The organism is Rhizocola hellebori (genome assembly GCF_016862955.1).
Classification (GTDB): Bacteria; Actinomycetota; Actinomycetes; order Mycobacteriales; family Micromonosporaceae; genus Rhizocola; species Rhizocola hellebori.
In genome coordinates this window covers 20,010-33,294 of the sequence record NZ_BONY01000053.1, presented here as the reverse complement: position 1 = coordinate 33,294, position 13,285 = coordinate 20,010, and the positions used below count along the sequence as shown (strand labels likewise).

Sequence of the window (13,285 nt, the reverse complement as noted above, 5' to 3'; positions counted from 1 at the left end):
GCATGCCCTTTTTCGCCGAGCGCGAGCGGCTGCCCAAGGCCGCCATCGACCCCTGTCTGGGCGATGCCAGGCTTGTCGAGCTGAGCGAGATCGTGGCTGCGCGCGATTGGCTTTCCCTGGAATTCTTCTTCGAGCAGATCGATAACTGGGATGATCAGGCCCACTATGCGGGCTGGGTGGGCGGGTTGGCCGGCATCGAGGATTGGCTTGCCGACATCGTGCTCAGAGTGGATCAGGGCACGCTGGCCCCGCTTCTGCTTGCCTCGCGGCGCATTTCGATGGCGTGGGAGATTCGCGGGGGCCCATACGCGCGCTACCTCAGCGCCGAGCGCCTGCTGGGCTTCCACGACCAGTTGCAGATCGCCGAGCTGATCCTCAGCGAGATAACAGACGCCGAGCCGGACAACGCTGCGGCGTGGAGCCTGAGCCTGAAAACCGCCGTCGGCCTCGAGCTGGGCCTGGAGGAGACCCGCCGGCGCTACTTTCGCGTCCACGCCGAGAGCGCACACAACCTCACCGCCCAGTTCAGCTTCTTTCAGCGGCTGTGCCCGAAATGGGGCGGCAGCTTGGACCTGATGCACGACTTCGCGAAGGATGCCTTCCTGAGCGCGCCCGCCGGCCATCAGCAGGGCGAGCTGGTCGCCTGGGTCCACCTCGAGCAGGCCGGTCATCTCCCGCTGGCGAGGCGGACGTGGTACTTCCGGCAGCCGCATGTGCTGGCGGAGCTGGAGGCGGCCGCGGAGCGCTCCGTTCTGCACCCGCAGTATCGCCACGGCCCGACCTGGTTGGTGGGACACAACGTCTTCGCTCTCGCGTTCCACTTCGCCGGCGAACATGCCCGCGCCAAGGAGCAGTTCAAACTGCTGGGGCCGACCGTTACCGCCAGCCCGTGGGCCGACTTCTTCTTCGATGAGCCGGAGGCCGGCTTCGCCCGGGCGCGCAGGCTCGCCCAGCGCTGGGGCTGACTAGGCGCGGCGAATCGGCAAAGTGCGCACCACGGTGAGGGCGACATCGTCCTCGCCGGGCTCGCCGAAGTGGGCCAGGATGCGGTCGCAGAGCCGCTCCGGAGAGAGGTGCTGGCATCCGGCCAGCACCGCGATCAGGCTCTCCGGGTCGTGGGAGAGGGCGGGTCTGCGGCGTTCGATCAGGCCATCGGTGAACAGCACCACGGAGGATCCCGGCTCCAGCTCGATGAGGTGGTCTGTTCTCGGAGCGGTCGGGACCGCACCGAGCAGCACCTCCGGAATCGCCTCCAGCAGACACGCCGTGCCGTCGGGCCGCAGCAGCGCGGGCGGCGGATGTCCCGCGTTGGCCCACTGCAGGGTGTGCCTTCCGGAGCGTGGGTCGGGCTCCAGCTGGGCCAGCAGTATGGTGGCCACGGTGGCCAGCCCCAGGCCGGACAGGCATCTGTCCAACTCGGACAGTATCAGGGCGGGTGGCTTGCGAATCGTGTAAGCGATGCCGCGCAACAGGTTGCGGACCTGGGCCATCGCCGCGGCGGCTTGCCTGTCGTGGCCGGTGACATCGCCCATCGCCACGGTGAGGCAGCCGTCGTCGAAGGCGAACGAGTCGTACCAGTCGCCGCCGACATAGGCCTGTTCGGCCGCCGGGCGATAGCGCACCGCGATCTGGACGCCCTCGGCGGCCACCGAGTCGGTCAGCAGGCTTCGCTGCAGCGCCTCCGACATCTCCTTTTCGAGAATGGCGATCCGGCGTTCGGCGGCCTGGGCACCCACCCGGTTGATGGCCTGGCCGATGCTGGAGCCGATCAGGCGCAGGAACCCAAGGTAGGCGGGATCCAGGGGCAACACCGGGCTGAGTGTCACGAGCAGCGTGTGGTTCTCGGCCGATTCGGAGGCGGACAGCCGCAGATACACCTTGCGGCCGTCGAAGAACAGATCGGTCCCGGCCGGCCCGGCGGGCGGCTCGCCACCGCGGAGGATCTCGACCTCCTGCAGGTCGGCGGGGTCGGTGCGCAGCACGCGCAGGGCGCGGTCGTGCACGTGATCGAGATCGCTCAGCCCGGCCAGCTGGGTGGTCAGCTCCGCCAGCAGCGCCATCCGCCGACCGGCGATGATCTGGCCGGTGCTTTCCGCCGTGATGTCTATTACTCCTTCGACCTCACCGTCGGCGCCGCGGACCGCGGAATAGGAGAACGTGAAGTAGCACTCCTCCAGGAACCCATGCCTCTTCAGGTCGAGCCGCAGGTCTTGTACCCAGGTGGCGCTGCCACCGTCGTGGACCGAATTGAGCATCGGCCCGACCTGGTCCCAGATCTCCGGAAAGATCTCCTCGGCGCGGGCGCCCAGGGCGGCCGGGTGCTTGTCCCCGATCAACTGGACATACGCGTCGTTATAGAGCAGCACGAACTCCGGCCCCCAGAGCAGAGTGACCGGAAAACGCGTGCTCAGGGTGAGGTCGACCGCGGCGACCAGGGTGGGGCTCCACGTTTCGGGCGTTCCGACCGCGGAGGCGGCCCAGTCGACACGGGCATACTCGTCACGCACACCGCCGCCGGTGCCGGACGAAGAGATCACATCCCGAATGTATCGCCAAGCCTGGGTACCAACGCCCGGTTAAGCTCTCGTCATTCGTAGGATGGCGCGCGAGGCGGCGGAGCGGAGCCGTACTCTTGAGCGCGATGACCTTGGCCACTTGTCGTCCGAAACCCGGAGTGAAGTGAAATGTCGGAGTTCTTGCTTAAGCACCCCAAAGGCGAGCTACCGCTGCCGGTACGTGAAGGCACCGAGACGCCGTCGGGCATCGACGTCGGTGGACTGCTGAAGGAGACCGGGCACGTCGCCCTGGACCACGGCTTCATGAACACAGCTGCCTGTGAGTCGAAGATCACCTTCATCGATGGGGATGAGGGGATCCTGCGCTATCGCGGATATCCGATCGAGGAGCTGGCCGAGAAATCCACCTTCCTCGAAGTCTCCTACCTGCTGATCTACGGCGAGCTGCCGACCGCGGCGCAGCAGGCCGAGTTCAACGGGAAACTGCGCATGCACACCCTGCTGCACGAGGAGATGCGCCGCTTCTTCGACGGGTTCCCGCGCGACGCGCATCCGATGGCGGTGCTGTCGTCGGCGGTCAGCGCGTTGTCGACCTTCTACCAGGACAGCCTGGACCCGTTCGACCGCGACCACGTGGAGATGTCCACGGTCCGGTTGATGGCGAAGGTGCCGACCATCGCCTCATACGCGCACAAGAAGTCGATCGGGCAGCCGCTGCTCTACCCGGACAACCGGCTCGGCTACGTAGAGGACTTCCTGCGCATGACCTTCGGGGTGCCGGCGCAGGAGTACGAGGTGGATCCGGTACACGCGAAGGCATTGGATTTACTTTTCATCCTGCACGCCGACCACGAGCAGAACTGTTCCACCTCAACGGTTCGCCTCGTCGGGTCGAGCCAGGCCAACCTTTTCGCCTCGGTGTCGGCCGGCGTGAACGCGCTTTTCGGCCCCCTGCACGGCGGCGCGAACCAGAGCGTGCAGGAGATGCTCTCCGAGATCCACCGCACCGGCGGTGACGTGGAAGCGTTCGTGCGCAAGGTGAAGAACAAGGAGGACGGCGTCCGGCTGATGGGCTTCGGGCACCGGGTCTACAAGAACTATGACCCGCGCGCCGCCCTCGTGAAGAAGGCGGCGCAGGACGTGCTTGCCAAGCTGCACAAGCCAGACCCGTTGCTGGACATAGCAATGCGCCTCGAGGAGATAGCGCTCGCGGACGAATACTTCGTGTCCCGCAAGCTGTATCCCAACGTGGACTTCTACACGGGCGTCATCTACAAGGCGATGGGCTTCCCGACCAAGATGTTCACGGTGCTCTTCGCGCTCGGCAGGCTGCCCGGCTGGATAGCCCAATGGCGCGAAATGATCGAAGACCCGGCCACCAAACTGGGCCGCCCACGCCAGGTCTACGTGGGCGCCTCCCGCCGCCCCTACACCCCCATCGAATCCCGATAACGTTAATAAGACTTGGGTAGGCCCAGCTTTTGCTGGGCCACAAAGTTGAGAATCATCTCCCGGCTGACCGGTGCGACCCGGCTCACCCGGGCGACGTTGACGAGATGGGCCAAGCCGTACTCCACGGTCATCCCGTTGCCGCCGAGGCTGTGCACGGCTTGGTCCACCGCGCGTACCGCAGCCTCCGCCGCGGCGTATTTGGCCATGTTGGCCGCTTCGCCGGCGGCGCGGTCGTCGCCGCTGTCGTAAAGGCAGGCCGCCTTCTGCATCATCAGTTTGGCCAGCTCGATCTCGATGGCGGCTTGGGCCAGCGGATGGGCCAGGCCTTGGTGCGCGCCAATGGGCGTGCCCCAAACCGAGCGCTCCTTCATGTAGGCGGCGGCGCGCGCAAGCGCGTAGCGGCCCAAGCCGACCGAAAACGCCGCCGCCATGATGCGCTCGGGGTTGAGACCCGCGAAGAGCTGTTGCAGGTCGGCGTCCGCGCCACCGACGATGGCCGAAGCGGGTAGCGCCACCTCATCGAGGAAGACCATGAACTGCTTCTCGGTGGACACCAGCTCCATGGCGATCGGCTGGTACTCGATGTCGGCCGTCGGCACGATGAACAGCGCGGGGCGCAGGTATCCCTCGGCGGACGAGGTCCGGCCCACCACCATCACCGCGTCGGCATGGTCCACACCGGAGATGAAAACCTTGCGCCCGCTCAGCAGCCAGCCGCCGTCGGGTGCCGGGTGGGCGGTGGTGGTGATCTGGTGCGCGTTCGAGCCCGCGTCCGGTTCGGTGATGGCGAAGGCCATGATCTTCGACCCATCGGCTATCCCGGGCAGCCACTGCTCTTTCTGCTCTTCGGTGCCGAAGCGCGAGATGATGGTGCCGCAGATGGCGGGCGAGACCACCATCATCAGCAGCGGGCAGCCGGAAGCCGCAAGCTCTTCCAGCACCAGGGCCAGTTCGTAGATCCCAGCGCCGCCGCCGCCGAACTTCTCCGGCAGGTTGACCCCGAGGTAGCCGAGTCGCCCGGCCTCAAGCCAGATTTCCCTGCCGCTGCGGCCTTCCCGTGCCTCGGTGCGGAAGTAGTCTTTGCCGAAGCCTTGCGCCATGGCCGCCACGGCCTTGCGCAGCTCCAGCTGTTCTGTGGACTCAACGAAGTTCACGATTCCTCCGAGACTGTGACTAGCGGTGCGCCGGAATCGACCTGCTGTCCTTTGCCGACAGACAGCTCGTTGACGACGCCGGCGGTTGGGGCTTGCACGGTGTGTTGCATCTTCATCGCTTCGAGCCGAAGCAGCGGCTGGCCCGCTTCGACTTTGTCGCCCACAGCGACAAGCACCTCGGTGACCATTCCCGGCATCGGCGCGCACAGGGTGCCCGGCGCGGCCTCGGCCGACGGATCGATGAAACGTGGTAGCCGTTGCAGCGTCGCGGATCCGCGCACCGAGTCGACGCACACCAGGTCGCCATAGGTCGACACGTCAAACCGGTGATGCACCCCGCCCACCTCCAGCACCACCGCCGTCGGCCCGCTGCTGACCAGGGTGGCCCCGTGGTCGAGCTGTGGCCCGGTGCGGCTCAGCTGGAACGTGACGTCGCCGGCATCGAATCGATGGGTCACCGGCTGCGACCGGACATTGCGCCAGCCGACCGGACGCGACAAGGCGGCGGCGAGCAGGAGCAGGTCGAGGCTGGGCGCGACGCCAGGGTTGGCTTCGAGAAACGCAGTATCAGCCTTTCCAGCGAGGAAGGTTGGATGCCGCAATGTCTGCACAAGCAGATCCCGATTTGTTGGTACCCCGTGCAGCCGCGCCCGCTCCAACACCCCCGCCAGCTTGGCCGCAGCCGTGGCCCGGCTGGGCGCGTAAGCGATGACCTTCGCGAGCATGGCGTCGTAGTGGACGGAAACCGCATCGCCGGATCGATAGCCGCTGTCCACCCGCACCGGCCCGGTGACCTCGAAACGGTGCAGCAGACCGGTTTGCGGCGTGAAGGCGGCATCCTCGGCGTAGAGCCGTGCCTCGATGGCGTGGCCGGTCGGGCTGGGCGGGTTCACCGGCAGCGCCTCGCCGTTGGCGATGTCGAGCTGCCAGGCCACCAGATCGAGGTCGAAGACCGCCTCGGTGACCGGATGCTCGACCTGAAGCCGGGTATTCATCTCCAGGAAGTAGAAGCCGTCGCCCTGCACGAGAAATTCGACAGTCCCGGCGCCGGTGTAGGAGACCGCTTTCGCGGCGGCTATCGCCGCCTCGAAGAGCCGCGCGCGCAGCCCGGGGGTTTGCTCGACAAGCGGGGAGGGTGTCTCCTCGATAACCTTCTGGTGCCGCCGTTGCAGGGAGCATTCGCGCTCGCCCAGCGCCCAGATGGTGCCGTGGGTGTCGGCGAGGATCTGCACCTCGATGTGGTGTGCCGACTCCAGATAGGGCTCGGTGAAGACGGCGCCGTCGCCGAAGGCGCTCTGCGCTTCGGCTTGCGCCTGCTCCAGAGCGGCGGGCAGTTCCTGCGGGGTGCGCACGATCCGCATGCCGCGCCCGCCGCCACCGGCCGATGCCTTGATGATCAGGGGATAGCGCTCGGTGCCCTCCAGGATGGGCACCCCGATCGCCGAGACGAGGCGGCGAGCCTCCACTTTGGAGGCCATCGCCCGCATGGCTTCCGGCGGCGGGCCGATCCAGGTCAGGCCCGCATCCATGACCGCCTGGGCGAAGTCGGCGTTTTCCGACAGGAAACCGTAGCCGGGATGGATCGCGTCGGCGCCGGCCGCCTTCGCGGCCGCGATGATCAGATCACCCCGCAGGTAGGTCTCCGCCGGGGTGGCGCCGGGAAGGGGTACCCCCAGATCGGCTTCGGAGGCGTGTGCCGACTGGGCATCCGGGTCCGAGTAGACCGCCACCGTCCTGATGCCCGCGTCGCGGCAGGTGCGGAAGATGCGCCGGGCGATCTCGCCCCGGTTGGCGACCAGTACCGACGTGATCACAGCCGGAACACCCCATATCCTTGCGCGCCTTGGAATTCGGTGTTGTTTATGACGTCGAGGCAGAGCCCGAGCACGGTCCGGGTGTCGCGGGGGTCGATGATCCCGTCGTCGTAAAGGTGCCCGGACAGGAACATCGGCAGCGACTCCGACTCGATCTGCTGTTCCACCATGGCACGCACCACGGTATCGGCATCCTCGTCGAATTCGCGCCCGGCCGCGGCCGCCGCCTGTCTGGAGACGATCGACAGCACCCCGGCCAGCTGGGCCGGGCCCATCACCGCCGATTTCGCGCTCGGCCAGGCGAAGAGGAATCGTGGATCGTATGCGCGGCCGCACATGCCATAGTGCCCCGCCCCATAGGAAGCTCCAATGAGGACGGACAGGTGGGGGACAGTGCTGTTGGAAACCGCGTTAATCATCGCTGCGCCGTGCTTGATGATGCCGCCCTGTTCGTATTGCGCGCCCACCATGTAACCGGTGGTGTTGTGCAGGAACAGCAGCGGGATGCCGGTCTGGTTGGCGAGCTGGATGAACTGGGCCGCCTTCTGCGACTCCGCGCTGAACAGCACACCGCGGGCGTTGGCGAGCACCCCGATCGGATAGCCGTTGAGCTGCGCCCAGCAGGTGACGAGGCTGTCGCCGTAGCTGGGCTTGAACTCGTCGAAGTCGGAGTCGTCGACGATCCGCGCGATCACCTCGCGCGGGTCGAAGGGCAGGCGCAGATCGGTCGGCACGATGCCGAGCAGGTCCTCGTCGCTATAACGTGGCGACTGCGCTTGCGGCCGCGGTTTGCGCGGCCAGTTCAGCCGTTTGACGATGCGCCTGCCGATGCGCAGCGCATCCATCTCATCGAGGGCGAAGTAGTCGGCCAGGCCGGAAACTCGGGCGTGCATCTGCGCGCCACCGAGCGACTCGTCGTCGGACTCCTCGCCGGTGGCCATCTTTACCAGCGGCGGTCCGCCCAGGAAGACCTTCGACTGGTCCTTGATCATCACGCTGTGGTCCGACATGCCGGGCACGTAGGCCCCGCCCGCGGTGGAGTTACCGAAGACGAGGGCGATGGTGGGAATCCCCGCCTTGGAAAGCCTGGTCAGATCGCGGAAGAGCCGGCCGCCCGGGATGAAGATCTCCTTTTGCGACGGCAGGTCGGCGCCACCCGACTCCACCATGCTGATCACCGGGAGTCGATTGGCCAGGGCGATGTCGTTGGCGCGGAATATCTTCTTCAGCGTCCACGGGTTGCTCGCGCCGCCCCGCACGGTCGGGTCATTGGCGGTGACCAGGCATTCGACGCCCTCGACTATCCCGATGCCGGTGACCACACTGCCACCGACCGGGTAATCCGAGCCCCAGGCGGCCAGCGGAGACAGCTCCAGAAACGGGGTGCCCTCGTCCACCAGCAGCTCGATGCGTTCCCGGGCGAGCAGCTTGCCGCGCTTGCGGTGGCGCTCGGTGTATTTCGGCCCGCCTCCGGCCACCGCCTTGGCATGTTCCTTGTCTAGTTCGGCGAGCTTTTCGAGCATGGCGGCACGGTTGGCCGCGAAGTCGCCGGTACGGGTGTCCAAAGCGGACTTGAATATCGTCATAGCAGCTCCACCGGAATGTCGACCTCGACTGCACGCAACTGTTCACCAAGCGCTTTTGCCTGTGGGTCAAAGCGCGTGCTCGACGAGACCCCCTCGCCCAGCAGCCCGCGGCACACAAAGTTCAGCGCGCGCAGGTTGGGCAGCTCATAACGTTGTGCCTGTTGCACCTCGGGCAGCAGCTCCCGCAGTCTCGCCACGGTCAGCGTTTCGGCCAGCCATCGGTAGGCCTCATCTGTTTGCGCCCACACCCCGACATTGGCGTCGCCACCTTTGTCCCCGGACCGCGCACCGGCAATCACGCCGAGCGGCCGCCGCGCCGTGTCTGCGCCGGGCGCAGCGGCCGGGCCAGGCGCGGCAACCGGCTCGGCAAGGGTGGTGGCGGAGCCGGGTGTCGGGGCGATGGAACGTTCTTCGCCGGTGTGCAGGACAGCGAGATGCGGGACCTCGGTCGCGGGGAGATAGGCGGCCGTGTAGACGCCGTAGGGCTGCGCGTCGCCCGGAGGTGCGGTCACGTGGAAGCCGGGGTAGGAAGCCAGCGCGAGCTCGATGGCCTTGCTGCTGAAGGCTCGCCCGACCGCCTCCGGCGAGGAATCCTTGACCGTGCAGCGCAACAGGTCGCCGTGGCGGGTCCAGATCGCGCCGGTGACACCCGAAAGCTGGCTGCGGATAAGGGCTTCTTTGGCATCGCTGTCAAGGCCGGTGAGCACGAATTCCACCTGGTTGCGGAAGCCGCCCAGCCGGTTGAGGCAGACCTTGACCGTCGTGGGCGGCGCCTCGCCGCGCACACCGCTGATGCGCACCCGATCGGCACCTTCCTGGGCCAGCTCGATGGTGTCGAAGCGCGCCACCACATCCGGGCCTTGATAGCGCGGTGCGTCGATTTCATAGAGGAGCTGGGCGGTCACCGTGCCCACGGTTACGGCTCCACCGGTACCCAAATGCTTGGTTATCACACAGGAACCGTCATCGCGTAGCTCCGCGATCGGGAAGCCGAGCGGCTTGGACAGGTCAAGGGTGTTGAAGAACGAATAGTTGCCGCCGGTGGCCTGCGCGCCGCATTCGAGCACATGCCCGGCCACGACCGCACCGGCGAGGGCGTCGAAATCGTTGCGCTGCCAACCGAAATGGGCGGCGGCCGGACCGACCACCAGCGACGCGTCGGTGACCCGGCCGGTGACGACGATATCGGCGCCCGCCCGCAGGCACTCGGCGATGCCCCAAGCGCCCAGATAGGCATTGGCGGTTATCTGATCCGGATAACGTTCTAGCAGATCATCGCCGGTCACATAGGCGATCTTCGCATCGGGGTTGAGCGCACGAAGCTCACCGGCCAGCGAGGCAGGGTTCAGCCCGCCCGCATTGGAGACGATTTTCACGCCTTCCCCGAGTGCGATCGACATGCACTCCTTCATCTGACGCAGAAACGTTCGCGCATAGCCAAGATTGGGGTCCTTGAGGCGATCGCGGCCCAGGATCAACATGGTTAGCTCGGCCAGATAGTCACCCGTGAGCACATCGAGCTTTCCGCCGGTGAGCATCTCGCGCATGGCGCTGAAGCGGTCGCCGTAAAACCCCGACGCGTTGCCGACCCGCAGGCTTGTGCCCGAGCTCATGCGAACTGCCCGGCGGTGCGGCCCTGTCCGGGCGGGCCGGCGAAGGCCTGGGCGATGTCGAGCCACCTGTCGGCGTCGGCGCCGGTGGCCACGAGCGAAAGGTCGGTGCGGTGCCGGCGCTGAGTGGCGAGAAGGCAAAGGTCGAGCGCCGGGCCGGCCACGCGATCGGTGGCGTCGGTCGGGCCGAACTCCCAGATCTCGTCGCCGCTCGGCGCGCCAAGCTCGATGCGGAATTCCCCGCCGGGCGGGGCGAGGTCGTTGACACCGAAGGAATAGTCGCGGGTGCGCACGGCCAGCCGCGCGATGTGCTTGAGGCGTGCGGTCGGCACGCGCTGGATGCCAAGAGCGTCAGCGATGTCCTGCCCGTGCGCCCAGGTCTCCATCAAGCGGGCGGTCGCCATTGAGGTGGCGCTCATCTGGGTACCAAACCAAGGCAGCTTCGTTCCATCAGGAACCCCGGCCAGGGCCACCGCGAGGGCGGCCCGCCCGGCCCGCCATCGGACAAGAAGCTCCCCAGCGGTCGCGGTGTAGCCCGCGTTGGCGCTGGCGTCGACGAACCCGCCCGGATCGGCGGCCGCCTCGCCGAGCACTTCGGCGAACCGTTCCGGATCCACGACCCCGAGCAGGCTCACCTCATCTGTCCAGGCGAGGTGGGCGATCTGGTGGGCGATGGTCCACCCGGGGGCGGGCGTAAGCGTGGCCCATTGCTCGGTGGAGAGGGCGGCGACCCGCTGGTCGAGGTCGTCGCTTTCGGCGTGCAGATCGGCCAGCACGGCGTTGAGGGCGGACATGGCCCAAATCTAGTTACTGACCGCACGTACGGTCAAGAGTTATGCTTACCGGCATGGCTAGACCCTCCGGCCGCCGAGACGAGATTCTTGACGCCTTCATCCGCAGTGTGGCCGAACGCGGCTATGAGCGAACCAACTTCGGCGATATCGCTTCGGAGCTGGGAATGTCGAAAGGCACCATCGTTCACCACTTCGGCACCAAGGACCAGCTGCTGCGCGAGCTTCAAGAGCGTTATATGCGCCAGCGGCTCGACGAGGCGCAGCGCATCCTGGCCGCCACCGATCAGCCGGCCGACCGGGTCGCGGCGCTCATCTACGCGGCCGTCTTCTACCAGGCCTACCATCGCGACGAGGCGGTGGCCTTCCAGCGCGAGATCCTGCATCTGCGCGAAAGCCCGGCCCTTGAGGACGCGCGCAAACTGCGCGCGGAGTATTCAGCCCTCGTCACCGGCGTGGTCCGCGACGGCATGGCCGACGGGACCTTCCGGCCCGGTGACGCCAACCTTATGGCCCTCATGTTCTACGGCTCGGTGCAGTGGATGTGGACCTGGTACGACCCGACGGGCCGGGTGGGTCCGGAAGAGATTGCCGCGCAACAGGTCGACCTGGTGATGGGCGGGCTGCTGTCGGACCAGGGCCGGTTCAGCCTGGCCAAGCGTGACGAGATCTCAGCCCTGGTCCAGAGGTGTTTGGCAGCTTAGGTGTTGCAGCCCGTCGAACTCGACCCGGCCGGTCTGCGTGCCCCAAGAACGCTGTATCTGCACGGGAATCACACTGAGCCGCGGGAAGGCCGCGCAATCTGTGACCCGGTAAGCGACTCGGAGCTCGATCTGCTGGCCGGGCTGGAGGGTGACCGGGAAGAGACCGGCCTGCGGCGGCTCCAGCTCGAACCCGGGCAGATTCTGTCCAATCCCGACAATGGTGACCGGGATAAGCCCTTGATTCTCCACCGGAAGACCGATCGCGAGGTGGCCCGGGCCGTGCTCGGCACCCCAGCCCGCGCTGCGCCGGGGCCAGCCGACGCGGGGCGTAATCACGCCGGAGCGGAAGACCACCACCAGCCCCATCGCCGCGACAGTGATTGCGATTAACGTTATTGCGAGTCTCTTCCTGGTGCGGCGCAACGGAAGACCGGCCGTGTAGTCGAGCTGTTGCCACACCCCCGCCTCGGTCATGATGGCAATGTATCAGGTGTCTGCTACATTGGCGAGATGCAGGACATGCTCTTGCCCGAGCTTCTGGTGCTGGCGCTTTCCGTGCCGCTGTGGATGGCTTGGCGTGTCTCGGGTTCGCCGGTGTACCCCAGCCAGGTGCTTGCCTTCTCCACCCGGCAGCGGCTTGCTATCACTGTCGACAATGGAAACCACGTCATCGCCTATCTGGCCACCACCCGGCGCTGGCGCGCTCTCGGCCTGGCAATGGGTGTGGTGGCTTCGGTTCTCACCGGTCTTCCGGCTATCAGCATCAACTCGCTGCCGCTGCTGGCGGGATGGTTCGCCGGCGCGCTCATCGCGGAGTTGCGGGTGCTGCCACCGCCTTCCGGCCCGCAGCGGATGGCCTTCGTCACCCGGCGCAAGCTGTCCACCTACGTCTCGCCTCCGGGCCGCGCGCTGTTTCGCGTCGCCGCCGTGCTCATCGTCCCCATTGGACTGATCAGCCCGATGCGCACTCTCCCGTGGACCGTCGGCGCGCTGGCGGTCGTGGCGCTGGTGCTGGTGATCCAGCGCCGGGTGCTGGACCGGCCACAACCGGCCGGGTCACCCGATCTGATCGCGGCCGACGACGCGATCCGCTCGCGTTCGCTCAACGTGCTCGCCGGAGGTGGCACGGCCCTGATCCTCTTCCTCGTGCTTGGCCAGCTGTTCAAGCTGGGCCTGGATCCTGTGCTGGCTTTCGTCGGCTATGTGCTGGTGGCCATCCTTGGCTGGGCCGTGGCAACCTCGCGCTGGCTGGTTCTTCGTGCTGCTTGAGGTGGACCCGGCCAGCCCGGTGCCGCCCTACGAGCAGATCCGCGCCCAGCTCGCCACGATGATCATCACTGGCGCGCTGGCGGAGGACGCGCAACTGCCCACGATCCGTCAGCTCGCCGCCGACCTCGGCCTGGCCGCCAACACGGTAGCCCGCGCCTACCGCGAGCTGGAGTCGGCTGGCCTGGTCCGCAGCCGGGTGCGGCACGGCACCACGGTGGCCGCGGTGAAGCCCTTGGCGCCCAAGGAAATCCGCCAGCGACTGGCCGATGCGGCGCAGGCCTATGTGGCGACCACGCGCCGCCTCGGTGTCTCCGCCGCGGAGGCGCGGGCCGCGATCACCTCAGCGCTGGGCGAGTAGTTCAGCCCCTTGCCTAGACGAGCCATGGCGT

The 13,285-nt window shown here is 67.0% G+C and carries 12 protein-coding genes; 5 read left to right on the top strand and 7 right to left on the bottom strand.

What is annotated here, in order from left to right:
* Positions 1-2: 2 nt before the first annotated feature.
* Positions 3-965: a hypothetical protein gene (locus tag Rhe02_RS33380; protein WP_203912425.1), complete on the top strand. Its 963-nt coding sequence runs from the start codon at positions 3-5 to the stop codon at positions 963-965.
* Here Rhe02_RS33380 and Rhe02_RS33375 read toward each other — a convergent pair whose 3' ends face one another.
* Positions 966-2,537: a PP2C family protein-serine/threonine phosphatase gene (locus Rhe02_RS33375; protein WP_203912424.1), complete on the bottom strand. Its 1,572-nt coding sequence runs from the start codon at positions 2,535-2,537 to the stop codon at positions 966-968.
* A gap of 147 nt (positions 2,538-2,684) precedes the next feature.
* On the opposite strand from Rhe02_RS33375, the gene Rhe02_RS33370 reads away from it, so the two are divergent.
* A complete protein-coding gene (locus Rhe02_RS33370) occupies positions 2,685-3,968 on the top strand; it encodes a citrate synthase (RefSeq protein ID WP_203912423.1) in 1,284 nt (427 codons plus the stop codon).
* 2 nt (positions 3,969-3,970) lie between these two features.
* Here the strand turns inward: Rhe02_RS33370 and Rhe02_RS33365 are convergent, their stop codons facing one another.
* The 5 genes from Rhe02_RS33365 to Rhe02_RS33345 are packed head-to-tail and all read right to left on the bottom strand — an operon-like array spanning position 3,971 to position 10,926.
* On the bottom strand, positions 3,971-5,122 hold the full coding sequence (locus Rhe02_RS33365) for an acyl-CoA dehydrogenase family protein (protein WP_203912422.1): 1,152 nt from the start codon (positions 5,120-5,122) through the stop codon (positions 3,971-3,973).
* Positions 5,119-6,936, bottom strand: a complete 1,818-nt coding sequence (locus Rhe02_RS33360; RefSeq protein WP_203912421.1) for an acetyl/propionyl/methylcrotonyl-CoA carboxylase subunit alpha — start codon at positions 6,934-6,936, stop codon at positions 5,119-5,121. Before Rhe02_RS33360 ends, Rhe02_RS33365 begins: the two co-directional genes overlap by 4 nt.
* Complete coding sequence (locus Rhe02_RS33355) at positions 6,933-8,522, bottom strand: acyl-CoA carboxylase subunit beta (RefSeq protein ID WP_203912420.1); 1,590 nt, start codon at positions 8,520-8,522, stop codon at positions 6,933-6,935. The genes Rhe02_RS33360 and Rhe02_RS33355 overlap by 4 nt, the downstream gene beginning before the upstream one ends.
* Positions 8,519-10,135 carry an acyclic terpene utilization AtuA family protein gene (locus tag Rhe02_RS33350; protein WP_203912419.1) on the bottom strand — a complete coding sequence of 539 codons (1,617 nt, stop codon included), beginning with the start codon at positions 10,133-10,135 and terminating at the stop codon, positions 8,519-8,521. Before Rhe02_RS33350 ends, Rhe02_RS33355 begins: the two co-directional genes overlap by 4 nt.
* Positions 10,132-10,926 carry a TIGR03084 family metal-binding protein gene (locus Rhe02_RS33345; protein WP_203912418.1) on the bottom strand — a complete coding sequence of 265 codons (795 nt, stop codon included), beginning with the start codon at positions 10,924-10,926 and terminating at the stop codon, positions 10,132-10,134. Before Rhe02_RS33345 ends, Rhe02_RS33350 begins: the two co-directional genes overlap by 4 nt.
* A 53-nt stretch (positions 10,927-10,979) precedes the next feature.
* Here Rhe02_RS33345 and Rhe02_RS33340 point away from each other — a divergent pair, with 53 nt between their 5' ends.
* Positions 10,980-11,627: a TetR/AcrR family transcriptional regulator gene (locus Rhe02_RS33340; RefSeq protein WP_203912417.1), complete on the top strand. Its 648-nt coding sequence runs from the start codon at positions 10,980-10,982 to the stop codon at positions 11,625-11,627.
* On the opposite strand, the gene Rhe02_RS33335 is transcribed toward Rhe02_RS33340, so the two are convergent.
* A complete protein-coding gene (locus Rhe02_RS33335; protein ID WP_203912416.1) occupies positions 11,595-12,101 on the bottom strand; it encodes a hypothetical protein in 507 nt (168 codons plus the stop codon). The two genes, Rhe02_RS33340 and Rhe02_RS33335, sit on opposite strands and share 33 nt — an antisense overlap.
* A gap of 36 nt (positions 12,102-12,137) precedes the next feature.
* On the opposite strand from Rhe02_RS33335, the gene Rhe02_RS33330 reads away from it, so the two are divergent.
* Both Rhe02_RS33330 and Rhe02_RS33325 read left to right on the top strand, forming a co-directional pair.
* The gene (locus Rhe02_RS33330; RefSeq protein WP_203912415.1) at positions 12,138-12,896 is read left to right on the top strand and encodes a hypothetical protein; all 759 of its coding nucleotides are present in this window, start codon (positions 12,138-12,140) and stop codon (positions 12,894-12,896) included.
* On the top strand, positions 12,886-13,254 hold the full coding sequence (locus Rhe02_RS33325; protein WP_239124218.1) for a GntR family transcriptional regulator: 369 nt from the start codon (positions 12,886-12,888) through the stop codon (positions 13,252-13,254). Before Rhe02_RS33330 ends, Rhe02_RS33325 begins: the two co-directional genes overlap by 11 nt.
* Positions 13,255-13,285 lie beyond the last annotated feature (31 nt).